Source organism: Streptococcus sp. SK643 (genome assembly GCF_000259505.1).
Taxonomy (GTDB): Bacteria; Bacillota; Bacilli; order Lactobacillales; family Streptococcaceae; genus Streptococcus.
The window spans coordinates 125241-144047 of record NZ_AJMM01000006.1 but is presented as its reverse complement, the minus strand read 5'-3'; the positions used below and the strand labels follow the sequence as shown (position 1 = coordinate 144047).

19 protein-coding genes are annotated in these 18807 nt (G+C 40.4%); 3 read left to right on the top strand and 16 right to left on the bottom strand.

Annotated elements, in window-relative coordinates; all coding sequences use genetic code 11:
• Window positions 1–13: 13 nt before the first annotated feature.
• The 16 genes from rplC to uvrA form a co-directional block, all read right to left on the bottom strand.
• The gene (gene rplC / locus HMPREF1117_RS03925) at window positions 14–640 is read right to left on the bottom strand and encodes a 50S ribosomal protein L3 (protein ID WP_000160197.1); all 627 of its coding nucleotides are present in this window, start codon (window positions 638–640) and stop codon (window positions 14–16) included.
• A gap of 215 nt (window positions 641–855) precedes the next feature.
• Entirely contained in the window at window positions 856–1164 is a 309-nt protein-coding gene (rpsJ, locus tag HMPREF1117_RS03920) for a 30S ribosomal protein S10 (RefSeq protein ID WP_001284511.1), read from the bottom strand.
• A gap of 254 nt (window positions 1165–1418) precedes the next feature.
• Window positions 1419–2009, bottom strand: a complete 591-nt coding sequence (nrdG, locus tag HMPREF1117_RS03915; RefSeq protein ID WP_001064223.1) for an anaerobic ribonucleoside-triphosphate reductase activating protein — start codon at window positions 2007–2009, stop codon at window positions 1419–1421.
• Entirely contained in the window at window positions 2002–2508 is a 507-nt protein-coding gene (locus HMPREF1117_RS03910; RefSeq protein WP_000423435.1) for a GNAT family N-acetyltransferase, read from the bottom strand. Before HMPREF1117_RS03910 ends, nrdG begins: the two co-directional genes overlap by 8 nt.
• 43 nt (window positions 2509–2551) lie before the next feature.
• A complete protein-coding gene (locus tag HMPREF1117_RS03905) occupies window positions 2552–2692 on the bottom strand; it encodes a hypothetical protein (protein WP_000521617.1) in 141 nt (46 codons plus the stop codon).
• An 11-nt stretch (window positions 2693–2703) separates the two neighbouring features.
• Window positions 2704–4911 carry an anaerobic ribonucleoside-triphosphate reductase gene (nrdD, locus tag HMPREF1117_RS03900; protein WP_000559958.1) on the bottom strand — a complete coding sequence of 736 codons (2208 nt, stop codon included), beginning with the start codon at window positions 4909–4911 and terminating at the stop codon, window positions 2704–2706.
• 118 nt (window positions 4912–5029) lie between these two features.
• Window positions 5030–6577 (bottom strand): hypothetical protein, encoded by a 1548-nt coding sequence (locus HMPREF1117_RS03895; protein ID WP_000219449.1) that lies wholly within the window; start codon window positions 6575–6577, stop codon window positions 5030–5032.
• 281 nt (window positions 6578–6858) lie between these two features.
• Complete coding sequence (cls, locus tag HMPREF1117_RS03885) at window positions 6859–8391, bottom strand: cardiolipin synthase (protein WP_000877320.1); 1533 nt, start codon at window positions 8389–8391, stop codon at window positions 6859–6861.
• Window positions 8392–8762: 371 nt separating this feature from the next.
• Complete coding sequence (locus HMPREF1117_RS03880; protein ID WP_000464296.1) at window positions 8763–10013, bottom strand: bifunctional folylpolyglutamate synthase/dihydrofolate synthase; 1251 nt, start codon at window positions 10011–10013, stop codon at window positions 8763–8765.
• 378 nt (window positions 10014–10391) lie between these two features.
• The gene (locus HMPREF1117_RS03875) at window positions 10392–10697 is read right to left on the bottom strand and encodes a DUF1292 domain-containing protein (protein WP_000017620.1); all 306 of its coding nucleotides are present in this window, start codon (window positions 10695–10697) and stop codon (window positions 10392–10394) included.
• Window positions 10698–10720: 23 nt separating this feature from the next.
• Window positions 10721–11140: a Holliday junction resolvase RuvX gene (ruvX, locus tag HMPREF1117_RS03870; protein WP_007556352.1), complete on the bottom strand. Its 420-nt coding sequence runs from the start codon at window positions 11138–11140 to the stop codon at window positions 10721–10723.
• Between the two features lie 3 nt (window positions 11141–11143).
• Window positions 11144–11410 (bottom strand): IreB family regulatory phosphoprotein, encoded by a 267-nt coding sequence (locus tag HMPREF1117_RS03865; RefSeq protein WP_000507061.1) that lies wholly within the window; start codon window positions 11408–11410, stop codon window positions 11144–11146.
• A gap of 86 nt (window positions 11411–11496) precedes the next feature.
• Complete coding sequence (locus tag HMPREF1117_RS03860) at window positions 11497–12066, bottom strand: SP0191 family lipoprotein (RefSeq protein ID WP_000723315.1); 570 nt, start codon at window positions 12064–12066, stop codon at window positions 11497–11499.
• Between the two features lie 64 nt (window positions 12067–12130).
• On the bottom strand, window positions 12131–12529 hold the full coding sequence (gene spx, locus HMPREF1117_RS03855; RefSeq protein ID WP_000591165.1) for a transcriptional regulator Spx: 399 nt from the start codon (window positions 12527–12529) through the stop codon (window positions 12131–12133).
• A gap of 131 nt (window positions 12530–12660) precedes the next feature.
• Entirely contained in the window at window positions 12661–13722 is a 1062-nt protein-coding gene (locus HMPREF1117_RS03850) for a M24 family metallopeptidase (protein ID WP_001042862.1), read from the bottom strand.
• Window positions 13715–16546: an excinuclease ABC subunit UvrA gene (gene uvrA / locus HMPREF1117_RS03845; RefSeq protein WP_001152867.1), complete on the bottom strand. Its 2832-nt coding sequence runs from the start codon at window positions 16544–16546 to the stop codon at window positions 13715–13717. Before uvrA ends, HMPREF1117_RS03850 begins: the two co-directional genes overlap by 8 nt.
• A gap of 131 nt (window positions 16547–16677) precedes the next feature.
• Between uvrA and HMPREF1117_RS03840 the strand changes: the two genes are divergently transcribed.
• From HMPREF1117_RS03840 to HMPREF1117_RS03830, 3 genes are read left to right on the top strand one after another with little or no spacing between them, the layout of a single operon-like run.
• Window positions 16678–17622, top strand: a complete 945-nt coding sequence (locus HMPREF1117_RS03840; protein WP_000815623.1) for a magnesium transporter CorA family protein — start codon at window positions 16678–16680, stop codon at window positions 17620–17622.
• 11 nt (window positions 17623–17633) lie between these two features.
• Window positions 17634–18311 carry a DUF1129 domain-containing protein gene (locus tag HMPREF1117_RS03835; RefSeq protein ID WP_000078011.1) on the top strand — a complete coding sequence of 226 codons (678 nt, stop codon included), beginning with the start codon at window positions 17634–17636 and terminating at the stop codon, window positions 18309–18311.
• 15 nt (window positions 18312–18326) lie between these two features.
• On the top strand, window positions 18327–18674 hold the full coding sequence (locus HMPREF1117_RS03830) for a hypothetical protein (RefSeq protein WP_000331824.1): 348 nt from the start codon (window positions 18327–18329) through the stop codon (window positions 18672–18674).
• Window positions 18675–18807 lie beyond the last annotated feature (133 nt).

The following is an 18807-nucleotide window of genomic DNA, read 5'->3' as shown; positions in this document are numbered from 1 at the left end:
TCCCCTTTCTTTATTATTTACCAGCTTTAACTGCTGATTTGATAGTGATAAGAGATTTCTTAGCACCTGGTACGTTACCTTTGATAAGGATAACGTTCTTTTCTGGAACAACTTGTACAACTTCAAGGTTTTGAATTGTTACGCGATCTCCACCCATACGTCCTGCAAGGTTTTTACCTTTGAATACGCGGTTAGGTGCAACAGGTCCCATAGAACCTGGACGACGGTGGTAACGAGAACCGTGAGCCATTGGTCCACGTGATTGTCCGTGGCGTTTAATAACACCTTGGAAACCTTTACCTTTAGAAGTACCAGTTACGTCAACAACGTCTCCAGCTGCAAATGTTTCTACTGTGATTTCAGCACCAACTTCTAAGCCTTCAACGTTTTTGAATTCACGAATGAAGCGCTTAGGAGCCGTGTTAGCTTTTGCTACATGTCCTTTAGCAGGTTTGTTGCTCAATACTTCACGTTTATCGTCGAAACCAACTTGGATAGCGTTGTATCCATCTGTTTCAACAGTTTTAACTTGAAGAACAACGTTTGGAGTTGCTTCAATAACTGTTACAGGGATCAATTCGCCAGCTTCAGTGAAGATTTGAGTCATTCCCACTTTTTTCCCTAAGATTCCTTTTGTCATGAGAAAATAGTTCCTTTTCTATATTTTTATTCAAAAAGTTTTTAACGAGCGTTTTTTATGCTCAAGTCTAAGATACAAAGGGCGTTAAACTCAAAGTGAAAATGGAAAACTGACGCAGTGTCTAGCAGACACTAGGAAGTTTATCTTTTTCACACCGAGTTTAGCCCGTGTTCAATTAGATTGAAACACTAGCCTCTGCTCTTTTATATTTTAGATTAAAGTTTGATTTCTACGTTTACACCACTTGGAAGATCCAATTTCATCAAAGCGTCAACTGTTTTTTGAGTTGGGTTGATGATGTCGATCAAACGTTTGTGTGTACGCATTTCAAATTGTTCGCGAGAATCTTTATATTTATGAGTCGCACGAATAATTGTATAGAGGCTACGTTCAGTTGGAAGTGGGATTGGACCTGCAACTTCTGCACCTGTACGAGTAGCTGATTCTACGATTTTAGCAGCCGCTGTGTCAAGCGTACGGTGTTCGTAAGCTTTCAAACGGATACGGATTTTTTTGTTTGCCATCTTTTTCTCCTTTTTCGTCTATTTAAGATAATAGGCTAGCTCCACAAGAAAACCGACGCGTAGTTACGTGGCAATGCAACCGAGCGTGTCGCAACCTCTTGCATCAAAGCTAAGGCTGTAATTTACAGCACCATAGTAGAATAACACAAATCCCCTGCCATTGCAAGGGATTTGTAAATATTTTTTGTTTTTTTCTAATGAAAATGTTTTCCTACTTCTGATGGCTTTTGTTTACTAGTTTGTATAGTAAAAGTTCACTCTCTTTTCACCTGCTCATAACTTTCTATACCATCATTTAGCTTATCCCAAATGACTACTTGACCACTTTGGAGTGATTTTTTCACATCAATGATGCGTTGGTTGGACGAACCTCTAAACTGAAGCATGAGATTTCGCTTGGTACGATCGTAGCGTCCATCGACCAGAATATCAATCAGTGATAAGAGCTCTAGTTTATCTGGAGTCTCTAGCATCATTTCTTCCCAGGTATAACCGGTCCAAGACCAAATGTCTTTGTCTGGTAATTCCTTACGGATACGTTTGACGAGGGGTAAGAGAATTCCAGTATTGAGAAACGGTTCCCCTCCTAATAAGGTCAAGCCTTGAACATAGGGCTGGGCAAGATCAGCCATAATCTGTTCCTCCAGCTCTGTTGTGTAGGGAATTCCTGCATTGAAAGACCAAGTCGCTACATTATAACACCCCTCACAGTGAAACATGCAACCTGATACATAGAGGGAGTTGCGAACACCCTCTCCATCTACAAAGTTAAACGCCTTGTAATCAATAATACGTCCTTGGCTGAGCTCTTCGCTTTTCCATTCTTGTGGTTTTGGATTATTCATTCGCTACCTCTATCCAATAACGCTCCACAACATTACGAACATCCTCAAGGAGCCCACCATTTGCTAGAATGACTGCTCTGCTAGCAGGATTATTCACGCTACAGGTGACAAGAGTTCTCTTGATGTTCTTTTCCTTAGCAACTTGCAAGCCCTGACGTAGAGTTTCTTTCGCATAACATTTGCCTCTTTCAGAAGGACGGATGGAGTAGCCAATATGGCCAACATAATTCAGGACCCCCTCATTCAGTCTCAATCGCAAGTTTAAAAACCCTAGAGCACGACCTATATCATTAAATGATACAAATTGTATAGAAGGAACACGATTTTCATGCAAATTAATCCCCATTTCTTTATCCCGATTACTTTCCAACCACTCTTCATAGGAAAAATTCTCAGCATCCCAAAATATTCCACCATGGGCTGATTGGATCTTTTCAAACTCTGCCATCATCTCTAAAACTGTTTCTCTATCCGCCAATGTTGGCCTGCGTAGTTCCATCCTTACCTCCCGCTATGAGAAAAGCGAGAGCTGACTCTTACTTTTATTTTTGTTTTTTCTTGTTTAAAAATTGTTCTCTGAGATTGAGCAAGCGTTCTTTCTTACCTGCTCCACCTTTAGAGTGTTTCTCGTGATAACGGGTCACTTGTGCGCGCCCCTTATCGTCTAATTGATATTTTCCCATGCTATCTCTTTCTAATTTCTTACTTCATGTCCTACCGTTTTAATAGTAGAACCGTTCATGTGTTTGACACGCGCTGCGATTTCCTTGTGACGGCCGTTGACCATAGGTCTCGCTTGAGGATTGCCTAAATAGCCACAAGTCCGTTTAACAACGTCTACTGTTTTAGGGTCGCTATTGCCACAGTTTGGACAAGCAAATCCTCTCTCAGTTGGTTCAAAATCCCCTTCAAAGTCACACTTGTAGCAACGGTCTATTGGAGTGTTGGTCCCAAGATAGCCAACACGGTCATAAGCATAATCCCAGACAGCTTCCAAGGCCTTTGGATTTTGTTGCAGAACTGGATACTCACAGTAATGGATGAAGCCACCCGACGCACCTGCTTCTGGATAGACTTTCTCAAAGTCTAATTTTTCAAACGGTGTTGGATTTTTACGAACATCGTAGTGGAAAGAGTTAGTATAGTATTCCTTATCTGTAATATCAGGAATAGAGCCAAACTTCTCTGTATCTAGACGACAAAAGCGGTCTGTCAAACTTTCAGACGGTGTTGAGTAGATAGAGAAATGATAGCCATATTGGTCTGACCACTCTTCTACACGACGTTTCATATCGCGAATGATGTCTAGCGTGAATTCCTTTGCTTCTGGGTTACTTTCCCAGCTATTTCCAAAGAATACTGTTGCTACTTCATAGAGCCCGATATAGCCTAGTGAAATCGTTGCACGGCGATTCTTGAAAAGTTCATCAACACTTTCTTCCTTACCAAGTCGACGTCCAAAAGCACCGTATTGGTAGAGGATTGGTGCGTTAGCTGGTGTAGCTTCCTTTGTACGCTCAATACGGTAGACCAGAGCATCTTCTGCGATATTCATGCGCTCATTGAAAATTTCCCAGAACTTATTCATATCCCCTTCTGACTCGAGGGCAATCCGAGGGAGATTGACCGTCACAACTCCCAGGTTCATGCGACCTGAATTGACTTCTACGCCATTTTCATCTTTCCATCCCTGAAGAAAAGAACGACATCCCATAGGAATCTTGAAGGAACCCGTTAATTCGACAATCTTATCATAAGACAAGATATCTGGATACATACGCTTGGTTGCACACTCAAGTGCCAACACTTTGATATCGTAGTTAGGAGAACCTTCTTCTAAGTTGAGTCCTTTTTTCAGTGTAAAAATGAGCTTGGGAAAGATAGCTGTCCGATGTTCCGAACCAAGACCCTTGATGCGAATGTTTAAAATAGCCTCTTGAATTTCCCGTTCAAAACGACTGGTCCCTAAACCAAAACCAAGCGAAGTAAAAGGCGTTTGTCCATTTGAAGTGAAGAGAGTATTGATTTCATACTCAAGAGATTGCATGGCATCATAGATGTCCTTTTGAGTTTTCTTCCAAGCGTAATCTTCTCGTTTTTCAGGTAAAACCCATTCCTCGGCATCTTTAAGGTGTTTTTGATAATTTTTCTCTGCGTAAGGCGCCAAGACTTCATCGATACGGTCAGCTGAACATCCTCCATACTGACTAGACGCAACGTTAGCAATGATTTGTGAAATCTGAGCAGTCGCAGTCTGGATAGACTTGGGACACTCCACCTCAGCATTCCCAATCTTAAAACCATTTTCCAACATGCCCTTAAAATCAATCAAACAGCAGTTAGTCATTGGCGTATAAGGGCTGTAATCCAAGTCATGATAGTGAATTTCCCCTTTTTGATGGGCATTGGCCACATGCTTTGGAAGCATTTGAAGTCCAATTGATTTCCCAACAATGCCTGCCGTCAAATCGCGCTGGGTATTAAAGACGTCACTATCTTTATTAGCATTTTCATTAACTACTGCCTGGTCTTTATCGAGAAGTTTATGAATACTAAAGTTAATATCTGTCGCTTTTGAGCGCTCAAAATCCCTCTGTGTCCGATAAGTGATATACTCCTCGGCAAGGGCATATTCTTTGGCCTCAAGAAGTTCATGTTCTACAATATTTTGAATCTCATAAATCTTTACACCTTGAGGAAAGCGACTATGAATCTCTGTGACGATTCTCTCAACCAAAGAATTTAGACGTCTTTCAACCAAGGGAGTCACATCCATAACCTTGTCTGCTGCCTTGTGGAGTGCCTTGTTAATCTTATCCACATCAAACACCACTCGTCTGCCATCACGCTTTTCAACAAATAGGGTTGGCAAGGGGGTGCTTTTTTCTTCAAATGCAATCATATACATTCTCTTTTCTAAATTGTTGTTTCTAGAAAGTATTATACCACTCTAAAAAGAAAAATCAATATCTTGTGTTAAAAATCCTAAAATTTTTAAAATTACACAAGATATTGATTTTTTATTTTAATGTATAAACTTTAAAATTCGTTAAATCTGTCTTTTTTACTTGATAATGTTCCTTCAAAAGATCTGCCACTTCAGACCAAAGAGAGACCTTGTTATTGACAACAATCATCTTTGGTTGATTCTCTTTTAGGTCATTTATCAGGACATTCTTATTCTCTGCAGTAGTCGTATATAGAACTGGCGAAGGGAACATTGAACCTGCTAGTCTGTGACTGTCTTTATATCCTTGAACAAACTGATCCCAAATATATATTTGATCCTTTTCACTTGTTTCTCGTTTGATGATTTCTACTACTTGACTCTCTTGTCTAAAGGTATCTGGATGTAAAAGAAAACGATCTACAAAAGGAAAGACAAGGAGATAAGCAATTACCAAAACTGGGAGGTAGAGATTCCCCTTCATGAATCTTTCCCCTAAAGAAGGAGTTTCCTCCCTTCTTCTGCTACCTCGTCCTGAATGTTTTCCTTGAATACTAGCTATCAAGAGAAGGAGTAAAAACGGGAGAGAGACTAACAGACGTGACCCATGGAAAGGTTCTTGGCTTAAAATAGTTAATACTAAAGATAGTAAAAAACCAAAGCTAGCCGGTATAGAAAGAGCATATAACCTAGAAATTCTTGATTGTGTTAAAATTAGGAAAATAAATAAAAAACCACCTAATCCTAAAGCAATTAATCCATAAAACAGCGCATTTTCCAGTAACTGAGGATTAGCAAAGATACGGATAGAAGCAATAGGATACATGATCCCACTTAGTGCTTCCTCAGCACCACCCGAGACAAGAACATAGTAAGCCAATGGATAAAAAATAAGAGAGAATCCTAATGCTGATGCAAAAAATTGATAGACTCCATTTATAAAGCGCTCCTTATCAATATTAAAAATAAGCAAACCTATTGTTACTACTAGAATAAATAAGAATGTTGTTAGGGGTTCTATAAAAAATGAGATCCCAAATAAGATTCCTAGACGCAAAAAGCCTTTATCGTGGTTGGGATTTGATAAATAACTTGCTACCAGTAAAAATCCCCCAAGCAAGAATGGAAGAGCTAAGATATTAGCATACCCTCCACCAAAGCCAAGCCCAGAAACCAAAAGGTAAAATATGGTTAACAACTGGTCAGCTTGTTTGTTTTGCCCCGTCAAATAGTCTGTTGAACGATAGAGAAAATAACCACTTACTAACAGAGCTAGCCACTCTACTATAGCAAATAAGATACTCCCTTGCGTAATGTAAAGGAAGATATAATAAAGAAAGCCTTGACTAGCATAATAGTTACTCTGAAATTGACCTCCTTGATAAAGAGCCCATCCGATATAAAAATCTTGGGCCTGTGATGAAGTCAACATATCCAAAAGAAAAGGAAGCACTACAGAAAAAATCGTAGCAATCGTACTTCCAATAATGAGTTTGACAGCTGACACTGTTACCTGCTCCTCTTTTCCCAAATTTGGATCATCACTCCTAAACAATTCATTTTCCCTTTGATTACTCTGCATTGTTTCAGATACTTTCTCTATTCTTCCATATACAGTCATATCATTACTCCTATTCAATTAGTCTGTATTAGTATATCAAAAAGACTTGGAATTGTCAGTCTGTGATTTCTGTTTGGATAATTTTTTACATAGTTTGGCAAAAGTTTCGATTTCCCTAAATCGGTGAAATTGTGTTTGTTTAAATGCAATGATGAAGTTTAATTCTTTCTGAGTTAACATAGTTCCCCCTCTATCTTATTATATTCGTAAAAGACAAGAAAAATAGGACCTTAGTTATGTCCTAAGCCCTAGATTTCTTATATAAATACCTATTCAAGAAGCTACAAAATAGGCGCGAGCAACTGTGCGATTTCTTTAATCAATTTTTGATACCAACTATTTTTTATCGTTTGAGGGAAAATTTCTTGTGATCTGGAAAAAATCTCCTCAAAATCTTCTTGAATCTCTGTGATTGATTCCGCCTTATACAACAAAACTGCATTTTCATAGTGATGAAGTAAACTTCTATAATCTAAGTTAATGGTCCCAACTGCAGCAAAATCCTTATCCACTAAGATTTGTTTACTGTGAATGAAGCCTGGACTATACTCAAAAATCCTTACCCCTGCTGATAACAAATCCGGATAGGCCCCTCTTGTGATTAGCTGAATCAATTTTTTATCAGGAATAAAAGGAGTCACGATGCGGACATCAACACCCCTCATGGCCGCGTTTTTAATACTCTCTGCAAAATCATAGTCAATGATCAAGTAAGGTGTCGTTATATAAATAGAATCGGTAGCCTGATTAATCAAACTTTGATAAACCTTTTTCCCTACCTGGGTACGGAAGATAGGCTTGGGTCCACTACCGTAAGGAATGCAGAGTCCTTGGCTAGAACAAGGCTGATTTTCCAAGTGATACTGGTCAAAATCGCTGATTTCCCCACGATTGATGTACCAAGTCGTCAAAAAGAGACGGGTTAAAGCCTTGACACCAAGACCATTTAAGCGAATACCACTATCCTTCCAATAGCCAAAGCGTTCTACATGGTTGATGTACTCATCGGCTAAGTTAATCCCTCCTGTATAGGCCACCTGACCATCTATCACAAGGATTTTACGATGGTCCCGATTATTATAAGCTACCGTCAAACGAGGGATCACCTTGTTAAACTTATGGGCTTCAATTCCTCGACTACGAAGCTGAATAGTATAGTCGCCAGGTAAAGTCGCCATACAGCCGATATCATCATAGAGCATCTTGACCTCTACACCCTGAGCCGCCTTTTGCTCTAGTATATCTAGTATGCTATTCCACATCAGACCTTCTTCTACAATATAATACTCTAGAAAGATAAACTTTTCAGCTTTCTTGAGGTCTTCCAGCATATGTTGCCACATGCTTTCACCTGAAGAAAAAAAATTCGAATCCGTTCGGTCGTAAACATCGGCATTGCTATCCATACTCAACAACGATTTGATAACTCCGTAAGCCGCCTTATCATCTTCCTTCAATTTCTGTCGAATTGCTTTACTGTTATCCTCCCGAAAATGCATGGAACCAAGTTTGTCCAACTGCTTGATTTCTTTTTTGGACAATCGCCTTTCACCAAACATCAGATAGAGCAAAGGGCCAATAACAGGAACAAAGGTAACCACCAGCCACATCACTTTACTATCAGGTGTCATTGAGCGATTGACAATGGATACAACAGTCGCTATTGTCATGAAAATCAATAAAAACACCCATAATATAGGAGCTATTCGTCCCAAATAAAGAAAGAGACCAAACACCAAAGAAAGTTCAAGTAGCATAATTGAAATACTAAAACCATACTTGGACATCAATAGTTGAAATTTCCTATACTTCATATCTCCTCCTTCTTTACTTACTGTTCCAAAAAAGTAATTAATACTAGTATAACCCAGCTACTCGATAGAAGGCAAGTATTTCTATTATTTTTATGAATAAATCAAAAGAGACTGATATGTTCAGCCTCCTCTTTGTATTCGGATAAAACAGAGAACTCAAAAAATGCTTATTTCTAGCTCCAATAATCATTTGGTTAGTAGTCATTTCATCAGTTCTGCAAATAATCTTGTTAAACATTAAGTCTTACTATTTATTCGATAGCAAGGCTAACTATTTTAAGTTTAAAGATGTTGGTGTTCTACTGTAAATTTAGTGAGAAATTTTTTCTCTAACAAATAGGTTCTTACATACGATAGACTAAAAATAGAATTTAATTGCTATGCTGACTGTCGAGCAAGTAACTCCGGACTTCTGAGATAAAATAGAGAGAACCCGTTATAAAAAGCAAATCTTGCTTAGGAGTCTGTTCTTCAAATTTCCTAATAAAATCACGATAAGAAGGAATCAAATCGTAGCCTATCACATCTTGGTCTTCTAAGGAACCTTGATAGTCAAATCCAGTTACCTTGACTTGTACTTGTGGTAACTGATCACTCAAATAGTCTAGCATCCCCTGATAATCTTTGCGTTTCAATGCTCCAAATAGGATTTGCGGCTGATAACCTTCCTGCTTTTTTTCTCTAACAAACTCGACGAGACGGGTCAAAGCAGGAAGATTATGAGCTCCATCTAGGTATATTTGAGGTCGAATCCGCTCTAAACGGCCAGCCCAGTGTGTCTGCTCCAAGGCTTTTCTCAAACTACACTCATCAATTTCTTCATTCCTTGCTATCATAAAAAGTAAAAAGGTTTCTATGGCTAAGGCCGCATTTTCCTGCTGATAGGCACCTTCTAAGCCTATTTTCAGCTGCGAAAGATTTAGCAAAGAACTTGAAAAATTACCATTCAAAATTGAAAAATCATGTCCAACCTGGTAAAGTTCGACATCTTTAGTCTCTGCAGTTTTTTGACAAACAAGCTGAGCTTCTGAACTCAATTTTGCAATTACAGCTTTCCTACCCGCTTTAAAAATCCCAGCCTTCTGCTCTGCAATTGATGCCAGATTATCTCCTAGAGTTTCTTGGTGATCTAAACCAATTGAAGTAATGACTGCAATCTCTCCTGTTACCACGTTAGTAGTATCAAGTACACCACCAATTCCCACTTCTAGCAAAACCAGATCCACCTCTTGCTCTCGGAAATAAAGAAGAGCAATCAAGGTTAGTAACTCAAAAAAGGACAATTGATCATGGGTTTTCAGAAGTATCTGTTCCATCTCTTTGACCTGGTCTGCCAAACGAATAAAATCTGCATCAGATATAGGTTGCCCATTGAGACAGATCCGGTCATGGATACTAACGATATGAGGAGAGGTAAATGTACCGACTTTTTTACCATGACTCATAAACAACTCTCTCATAAAAGCAATGGTCGATCCTTTCCCATTCGTTCCTGTCACGTGAATAATAGGGTAGGATTTTTCAGGATTGCCCAATAAATCAACTGCATGTTGCATTCGATCCAAGCCTGATCTAAAATTTAATCCAATCCGACTATGTAGCCATTCTTCAACTTCAAACATACATATCTCCTTAATAAAAAAGGCCGTAGAACATAAATCAATAGAGAAAGTCTCGATTTCGCAGTCTTGACTCCACGATACTTAAACAATCTAATCAATAGTTAAAGGTTGCAGATAGAACATGATATTTTTCGCCCAAAGAGTTTTTTGATGTCTAAAAACGAACAAAAGTCCAATCAGCTACCACGTCAAAGCCTCATTGATAATAAAAAGCGAGGTCGGGATTTTTGTCCCAACCTCTTACTTACTTAGCTAGAACCTAGCTAGATTTAAATTCCAACTCTTCTAATTTCTAGGAGCTGGGGTAAAAATGTCCCCCATACTTACCAGCTCTTTTTTATTTTAAAAAGCTGGGCTAAAAACATCCACTGGATGTTTTTACTCCTCCATAAAACTGTTGAAGACTTCTTCAATCATATTCCATTCGTCTTCTGAGTCTTCTGGGATTGGTTGTAATTCGCCCTCTGTTCCATCTTCGTTTTCGATGAATGAGTATGCTTGAATTTCAACTTGTCCGTCTTCATCTTCTTCTGCATTAACTGGTACCAGAAGAACATAGTTTTTACCAAATTCTTCTTTTCCATCAATCGTCAAAAGAATTTCAAACAAAGTTTCATTTCCTTGTTCATCTACTAGTGTAATAAGTTCACGTTCTTCGTGGTCATGGTTATGATCGTGTGACATAGCCTCTCCTTTGTATTAATGTATTAAAATTTTCTATCTAAATAATTTTGTAAAATCAGCTGAGCAGCTAACTTATCAATAACTTTCTTGCGCTTGTTACGGCTAATGTCTGCTTGTTCAATCAACATACGTTCTGCAGCAACTGTAGTTAAGCGCTCATCTTGGTAGTCTACTGGTAACCCAAAAAGCTCTTCTAACTTAGCCCCGTAAGCTTGACTTGCTTCAACGCGCGGCCCACTTGTATTATTCATGTTTTTAGGCAAGCCCACTACAAAACGATCAACCTTATAGCTATCAACCAATTCCTTAATACGATCAAAGCCAAACTGACCTTGTTCTTCATTTATTTGAATGATTTCAAGTCCTTGAGCTGTAAATCCTAGCGGATCGCTAATCGCTACTCCCACCGTTTTTGAACCGACGTCCAATCCCATAATTCTCATAGGTTACAGATCGACTCCTTGTCCTTTGAGGTAGTAACGAACCAATTCCTCAACAATTTCGTCACGCTCATACTTACGGATTTGATTTCGCGCATTATTATAACGAGGAACGTAGGCAGGGTCTCCACTCAATACGTATCCTACGATTTGATTAATTGGGTTATAGCCCTTATCACTTAAAGAAGCATAGACATCTGTTAAAGTTTCACTGATTTCTTTTTTATTAGAATCGTCTAATTTAAAACGTACTGTTTCTTCAGTAAATCCCATTCTAACACCCTCTTTCTCTAGAATATTACTATTATAGCATAATTCCTTACGTTCTACAAATAAGTCAGCCTATTTATTTGGATTTCCTAACTTTCTGTTGCTCCATTTGCCAATCTATCTGAAATATATTTAGCAGGTTCATTTTTGATCAGATTTTCTAAACCTATATTTTTAAGAAACTCTAACTGGGAGGCTTTCTTTACATCTAGAACTTGGAAATCATAACTAGTTGTCGTCTGTACCTCTGTCTCGCTTAATAACTTGGTTTCCAACTTGAAACCTGTTAGTTTACGAGCCTCTACAATGGATGCATCCTTCTCTTCTGCTTCAAGAAGGGCTTTTTGAGTTTCCTCTACACCATGTTGGTTTATATAAGCCTTTAGTTCATCTGAAACTGGACGCTTTTGTTGAATAGTCAAAGTTAAAAAAGCCTTATCTTTATATGTGATAGTTTGTGTTTGTTGACTACCATCCTCTGATTTAGGAAAGACTAATGTTTTGGTAACAACTGTATTCTTCTCAGCATTTTCTATAACTGGTAAGACTGACTGAAGAGCATCTTTTTCTGTTTTTGTGGCTGTCCCTGTCTCCTTTTTCTGCCCACATCCAACGAGAATAAATAGAAGAGCTAGACTAGCAAGCATTATTTTTTTCATTATTACTTTCTTCCTTTTGAAATTAAAATAGAACAAGGCTAGGAATCACTCCCAGCCTTGATGTTTATAGAGCTGCACGCAAACGTGCTTCTGCATTTTCTACATTACGGACAGAGCGTGGTAAGAAGGCACGAATATCATCTTCTTTATAACCTACTTGTAGACGTTTCTCATCAACAAGAATCGGACTTTTTAAAATCCGTGGTGTTTCCATGATTAAATTAAGTACTTCGTTAACACTCAAATCTTCAATATCAACTCCAAGGGCTTTAGCATAGCGATTTTTTGATGATACGATGCTAGCGATTCCATTATCTGTTTTTGTAAGAATATCTAGTAATTCTTCTCTCGTAATTCCTTCTTTACCAAGATTTTGTTCTTTATAACTTAACTGGTGGGCATTGAGCCAGGTTTTTGCTTTTTTACAGCTAGTACAACTTGAGACTGTATAAATTTTGATCATGTACCTACCCCTTTCGCTACATGTTACTATCAGTTTAGTCTATTATACCATAAAAAACATCCGACTTGCGACCTATTTTTAAATTTTTTTAACTTTTCCCGTCTTTTTTACACTTTTTCCTTGACAAATCATTAAATGACTATCAACTCTTTCGGAGCAAGAGTTAATAATTCGCAACCGGTCTCTGTAATAAGAATATCATCCTCGATACGAACTCCATATTTACCTTCGATATAGATACCAGGTTCGTCTGTCAAGGTCATCCCTGCCTTAATTGTCTCAATAGATGTTTGGCTAAAGTAAGGTTCTTCATGGATATCAAGACCAATACCATGACCAATACCATGGGTGAAGTAATCGCCATAGCCAGCCTCCACAATGATATCACGAGGAATCTTGTCAAAATCACGGAAGCCTAGACCTGCCTTAGCTTGGTCAATAAGAGCTTGATTTGCTTTGAGAACCGTATGGTAAATCTCTGCCTGCTCATCGCTGACATGGCCTAAATAGATGGTACGAGTCATATCGCTAACATAGTGGTCGTAGAGGCATCCAAAGTCCATGGTGATAGCCTCTCCTAGTTCTACTGGTTTATGCATAGGGTGGGCATGAGGTTTCGAAGAGTTAATGCCACTTGCTAAAATAGTATCAAATGATAGACCTGAAGCTCCCAACTCACGCATACGAAAGTCAAGAAAGTTGGCAATTCCAATTTCAGTTTTTCCTGGTTTGATAAAGTTAAGCGCATCACGGAAAGCTTGGTCTGAGATAGAACAAGCCTTGCGAATCGCCGCAATCTCCGCCTCATCTTTAATCATGCGAAGGTCTTCAACAAACTGTGTTTGTGGAAGCAAGTCCAAACCTGCAAAAGCTGCCTGCATACGGTGGTAATAAGATACTGAAATCTCATCTTCAAAACCGATTCGAGACAAGCCCATGTCCTTAACAATTCCGGAAATGACAGCCAATTCATCGCGGTCAGCCACAATCTCAAACCCACTAGTTTCTTGCTTAGCTGCAATGATATAGCGAGAATCTGTCACCAAGACCTGACGGTCACGACTGATAAAAACTGTTCCATTTGAACCCCAAAAACCAGTCAAATAATAGACGTTTTTAAGGTTGTTGATAATAATTCCATCTAGTTCTTTTTCTTGCATTTTAGCTAGAAATGCTTGTACACGTTTATTCATGTTTTAATTTTCCTTTCAAATAGTGTCCTGTGTAGCTAGCTTCATTAGTTGCTACTTCTTCTGGAGTGCCTGTTGCGATGATGGTTCCACCACCGACACCGCCCTCAGGTCCCAAATCAATAATATGGTCTGCTGTCTTGATGACATCCAGATTGTGCTCAATGACGAGGACTGTATTCCCATCGTCAACAAAGCGCGCCAATACCTTAAGCAAGCGAGCGATATCCTCGGTGTGAAGCCCTGTCGTCGGCTCATCTAGAATGTAGAAAGATTTTCCTGTCGAGCGTTTGTGGAGTTCGCTAGCCAACTTCATACGCTGGGCTTCTCCCCCAGAGAGGGTCGTAGCTGGTTGCCCTAACGTTACATAGCCCAGCCCCACATCCTTGATAGTCTGAAGTTTACGTTGAATTTTCGGAATGTGTTGGAAGAATTCCACCGCATCGTTGACAGTCATATCCAAGACTTGTGAGATATTCTTTTCCTTGTAGTGAACTTCTAGGGTTTCACTGTTGTAGCGAGTTCCGTGGCAGACTTCACAAGCTACGTAAACGTCTGGCAGGAAGTGCATCTCAATCTTGATAATCCCGTCACCTGAGCAGGCTTCACAACGACCTCCCTTAACGTTGAAACTAAAACGCCCCTTCTTGTAGCCTCGAATCTTGGCTTCATTTGTCTGAGCAAAAAGGTCACGTATATCGTCAAAAACTCCTGTATAGGTAGCTGGGTTAGACCTCGGCGTTCGTCCGATTGGGCTCTGGTCAATGTCAATCAAACGGTCTACATACTCAATCCCTGTAATGGTTTTAAATTTCCCAGGCTTATCTGAATTGCGGTTAAGCTTCTGGGCAATGGCTTTTTTGAGGATGCTGTTAATGAGGGTCGATTTCCCTGAACCTGATACACCAGTCACCGCGATGAATTTTCCTAGTGGGAAGCGAGCTGTGACATTTTGCAGGTTGTTCTCACGCGCTCCTGTCACTTCGATAAAACGACCATTTCCTACACGGCGCTCGTCTGGTACTGGAATGGCACGTTTGCCTGATAAGTACTGGCCTGTGATAGACTTACTGTTGCGAGCCACCTGTTTGGGCGTACCTGCAGCAACAATCTCCCCACCAAAAACACCCGCACCAGGACCAACGTCAATCAGATAATCAGCCTCACGCATGGTATCTTCATCGTGTTCCACGACTATGAGAGTATTACCCAAATCACGCATCTTTTTGAGACTAGCAATCAGACGATCATTGTCCCTCTGGTGAAGACCAATTGACGGCTCATCTAGGATATAGAGGACGCCTGATAGATTGGAACCAATCTGGGTTGCCAAGCGAATACGCTGACTTTCCCCACCTGAAAGGGTTCCTGCTGAACGTGACAGAGTCAGATAGTTGAGGCCCACGTTATTAAGGAAGGTCAAACGGTCCTTGATTTCCTTGAGAATGGGACGAGCAATGATCGCTTCATTTTCAGACAAGGTTAACTGGCTCACCAAGTCCAAGTGGTCAGCGATAGATAGGTCTGAAATTTCTCCGATATGTGGCCCTTGCTCGCCACCAACACGGACAGACAAGGCCTGGTCATTGAGGCGATAGCCGTGACAGGTTCCGCAGGTCAGCTCATTCATGTAGAGGCGCATCTGAGTGCGTGTATAATCGCTGTTTGTCTCGTGATAGCGACGCTTGATATTATTGACAACTCCCTCAAAAGGAATGTCGATATCGCGCACACCACCAAATTCATTCTCATAGTGGAAATGGAATTCCTTACCATCTGAGCCATAGAGAATCAAGTTCTTATCTTCTTCTGACAAGTCCTCAAAAGACTTATCCATATCCACTCCAAAGGCTATCATAGCCTGCTCTAGCATATTTGGATAGTAGTTGGATGAGATAGGATTCCAAGGAGCCAAGGCTCCCTCACGTAAGGTTTTGCTGGCATCTGGTACTACCAAATCAGTATCCACCTCCAGCTTGATGCCCAAGCCATCACACTCACTACAAGAACCAAAAGGAGCATTGAAGGAGAAGAGACGCGGCTCTAACTCTGGAACAGTAAAGCCACAAACTGGACAGGCATAATGCTCAGAGAACAACAACTCAGAGTCGTCCATAGTGTCGATAATGACATAACCTTCTGCAATACGAAGGGCAGCCTCAATGGAATCAAAGAGACGACTACGGATACCCTCCTTGATGACAATACGGTCAACCACGACATCGATATTGTGTTGCTTACTCTTAGACAACTCTGGCACTTCGGTTACATCATAGACTTCACCATCCACACGGACACGAACATACCCATCTTTCTGAACCTTCTCAATAACACTCTTATGTTGGCCTTTTTTCTTGCGGATGACAGGGGCCAAGATCTGCAAGCGCTGGCGTTCAGGCAATTCTAAAACCTTATCCACGATTTGCTCCACAGAAGAAGCCTTGATAGCTCCATGCCCGTTAATACAGTAAGGCGTCCCCACACGTGCGTAGAGGAGACGCAGATAGTCATTGATTTCAGTCGTTGTTCCCACCGTCGAGCGAGGATTTTTACTAGTCGTTTTCTGGTCGATGGAAATAGCGGGGCTGAGACCATCAATAGCATCTACATCAGGCTTCTCCATATTCCCCAAGAATTGACGAGCGTAGGCTGACAAACTCTCCACATAGCGACGTTGACCCTCCGCATAGAGGGTATCAAAGGCCAGACTGGATTTCCCTGAACCTGACAAGCCGGTCACGACAACCAACTTGTCTCGTGGAATTTCCACGTCAATATTTTTTAAATTATGGGCACGCGCCCCATGAATGACAATTTTATCTTGCATCTTTGTTCTTTCTAGTCCATTATTGCTTACCATTATACCAAAAAAAGTGAGATTCTATTACCCAAAAGGCTGAATTTATAGTATAATAGTACGGTGTGAAAAAATCTGAAAAATGAGAAAGGATAAGGGATATGAAACAAGTTTTTCTCTCTACAACAACTGAATTTAAAGAGATCGATACGCTTGAACCGGGTACTTGGATCAATCTCGTCAATCCGACTCAAAATGAATCACTCGAAATCGCTAACGCCTTCGATATTGATATTGCCGACCTTCGTGCACCACTCGATGCGGAAGAAATGTCTCGTATTACCATCGAAGATGAGTATACTTTGATCATCGTGGACGTGCCGGTCACAGAAGAAAGAAATAACCGCACCTACTACGTCACCATCCCGCTTGGTATTATCATCACTGAGGAAACCATTATCACTACTTGTTTGGAACCATTACCGGTCCTCGATGTCTTTATCAACCGTCGCTTGCGTAATTTCTATACCTTCATGCGCTCACGTTTTATCTTCCAGATTCTCTATCGCAATGCAGAACTTTACCTAACAGCCCTTCGTTCGATTGACCGTAAGAGTGAACAAATCGAAAGTCAACTGCATCAATCAACTCGTAATGAAGAATTGATTGAGCTCATGGAATTGGAAAAAACCATCGTCTATTTCAAGGCCTCCCTCAAAACAAATGAGCGCGTGATTAAGAAATTAACCAGCTCAACCAGCAATATCAAGAAATACCTTGAAGACGAAGACCTGCTTGAAGACACCCTGATTGAAACCCAACAGGCCATCGAGATGGCAGACATTTATGGAAACGTCTTGCATTCTATGACAGAGACCTTCGCCTCTATCATTTCCAACAACCAGAACAACATCATGAAAACCTTGGCCCTTGTGACCATCGTCATGTCCATCCCAACCATGGTCTTTTCTGCCTACGGGATGAACTTTAAGGATAATGAAATCCCCCTAAACGGCGAGCCGAATGCCTTCTGGTTAATCGTCTTTATCGCTTTTGCTATGAGTGTCTCGCTCACTCTCTATCTCATCCATAAAAAATGGTTCTAAGAGGAGTTCCTATGTCTCAGATTGATCTACAAAAATTAACCAAGAAAAACCAAGAGTTTGTCCACATCGCTACCCAACAATTCATCAAAGATGGGAAAACAGACGCTGAAATCAAGGCTATTTTTGAGGAAGTTATTCCCCAAATCCTTGAAGAGCAAGCCAAGGGTACGACTGCTCGTTCCCTCTATGGTGCACCCACTCACTGGGCTCATAGCTTCACTGTTAAGGAGCAATATGAAAAAGAGCATCCAAAAGAAAATGATGATCCGAAACTCATGATTATGGACTCAGCTCTTTTCATCACTAGCCTCTTTGCCCTTGTCAGCGCCCTCACAACCTTCTTTGCGGCAGATCAAGCTTTCGGCTATGGATTTGTCACTCTCCTATTAGTTGGACTGGTTGGTGGATTTGCCTTCTACTTGATGTACTACTTTGTTTACCAATACTATGGACCAGATATGGACCGCAGCCAACGTCCACCTTTCTGGAAATCTGTACTGGTTATCCTAGCTTCTATGTTCCTTTGGCTGCTTGTCTTCTTTGCAACAAGCTTCCTACCAGCTAGCCTTAACCCAGTACTTGCTCCATTACCACTAGCTATTATCGGAGCAGCCCTCCTAGCCCTTCGCTTCTATCTCAAGAAACGCTTGAATATCCGTAGCGCAAGTGCAGGACCAACACGTTACTAAGAAAAGGAAAGAGCTATGGCATATAGTCAATCTTTAGCTCAGCAGATTCGAAAAATTCTAGCGCTCAAACTTCCTCCCCAAATTTTCGAAGAAGAGCTAGAAGAAAAGAAGCTGTTTGGTGGCCTGGCCTTTATGATTCGTGGTAAAATGGTCCTTACTGTCAGTTCCAGAAAGGATGAACTGGTTATGGTCAGAATTGGCAAGGAAATGGAGAAGCAAGTTCTACCCCGAACAGGAGCTCATACTACATTGATGAGGGGGCGCCTTTATCATGGGTATATAGACTTAGATATAGAAGGCCAAAAAGAATTGCCTTACTGGATTGATTTGGCTCTCTCCTATAATCAAGAGTTGACCAAGTAACTCATATCTAGCGAGATTACTGATTAGAAAACGAAAAGCAACTGCACCAGCGGTTGCTTTTTCACTTGCTTGCCTACAAGCTTCCCTCTACCCTTTTCCCTATAGTTTTCTCCCATCTTTTATGATAAAATAG

Excerpts from the sequence above, each read along its gene's own strand:
- HMPREF1117_RS03910 (WP_000423435.1), bottom strand. The coding sequence starts at position 2,508 with ATGGAACTACGCAGGCCAACATTGGCGGATAGAGAAACAGTTTTAGAG.
- HMPREF1117_RS03880 (WP_000464296.1), bottom strand. The coding sequence starts at position 10,013 with ATGTTTGAAGTTGAAGAATGGCTACATAGTCGGATTGGATTAAATTTT.
- rplC (WP_000160197.1), bottom strand. The coding sequence starts at position 640 with ATGACAAAAGGAATCTTAGGGAAAAAAGTGGGAATGACTCAAATCTTC.
- nrdG (WP_001064223.1), bottom strand. The coding sequence starts at position 2,009 with ATGAATAATCCAAAACCACAAGAATGGAAAAGCGAAGAGCTCAGCCAA.
- HMPREF1117_RS03905 (WP_000521617.1), bottom strand. The coding sequence starts at position 2,692 with ATGGGAAAATATCAATTAGACGATAAGGGGCGCGCACAAGTGACCCGT.
- cls (WP_000877320.1), bottom strand. The coding sequence starts at position 8,391 with ATGAAGTATAGGAAATTTCAACTATTGATGTCCAAGTATGGTTTTAGT.
- HMPREF1117_RS03850 (WP_001042862.1), bottom strand. The coding sequence starts at position 13,722 with ATGAATAAACGTGTACAAGCATTTCTAGCTAAAATGCAAGAAAAAGAA.
- HMPREF1117_RS03895 (WP_000219449.1), bottom strand. The coding sequence starts at position 6,577 with ATGACTGTATATGGAAGAATAGAGAAAGTATCTGAAACAATGCAGAGT.
- HMPREF1117_RS03830 (WP_000331824.1), top strand. The coding sequence starts at position 18,327 with ATGGCATATAGTCAATCTTTAGCTCAGCAGATTCGAAAAATTCTAGCG.
- HMPREF1117_RS03875 (WP_000017620.1), bottom strand. The coding sequence starts at position 10,697 with ATGTCACACGATCATAACCATGACCACGAAGAACGTGAACTTATTACA.
- HMPREF1117_RS03840 (WP_000815623.1), top strand. The coding sequence starts at position 16,678 with ATGAAACAAGTTTTTCTCTCTACAACAACTGAATTTAAAGAGATCGAT.
- HMPREF1117_RS03860 (WP_000723315.1), bottom strand. The coding sequence starts at position 12,066 with ATGAAAAAAATAATGCTTGCTAGTCTAGCTCTTCTATTTATTCTCGTT.
- ruvX (WP_007556352.1), bottom strand. The coding sequence starts at position 11,140 with ATGAGAATTATGGGATTGGACGTCGGTTCAAAAACGGTGGGAGTAGCG.
- nrdD (WP_000559958.1), bottom strand. The coding sequence starts at position 4,911 with ATGATTGCATTTGAAGAAAAAAGCACCCCCTTGCCAACCCTATTTGTT.
- rpsJ (WP_001284511.1), bottom strand. The coding sequence starts at position 1,164 with ATGGCAAACAAAAAAATCCGTATCCGTTTGAAAGCTTACGAACACCGT.
- spx (WP_000591165.1), bottom strand. The coding sequence starts at position 12,529 with ATGATCAAAATTTATACAGTCTCAAGTTGTACTAGCTGTAAAAAAGCA.
- HMPREF1117_RS03865 (WP_000507061.1), bottom strand. The coding sequence starts at position 11,410 with ATGGGATTTACTGAAGAAACAGTACGTTTTAAATTAGACGATTCTAAT.
- uvrA (WP_001152867.1), bottom strand. The coding sequence starts at position 16,546 with ATGCAAGATAAAATTGTCATTCATGGGGCGCGTGCCCATAATTTAAAA.
- HMPREF1117_RS03835 (WP_000078011.1), top strand. The coding sequence starts at position 17,634 with ATGTCTCAGATTGATCTACAAAAATTAACCAAGAAAAACCAAGAGTTT.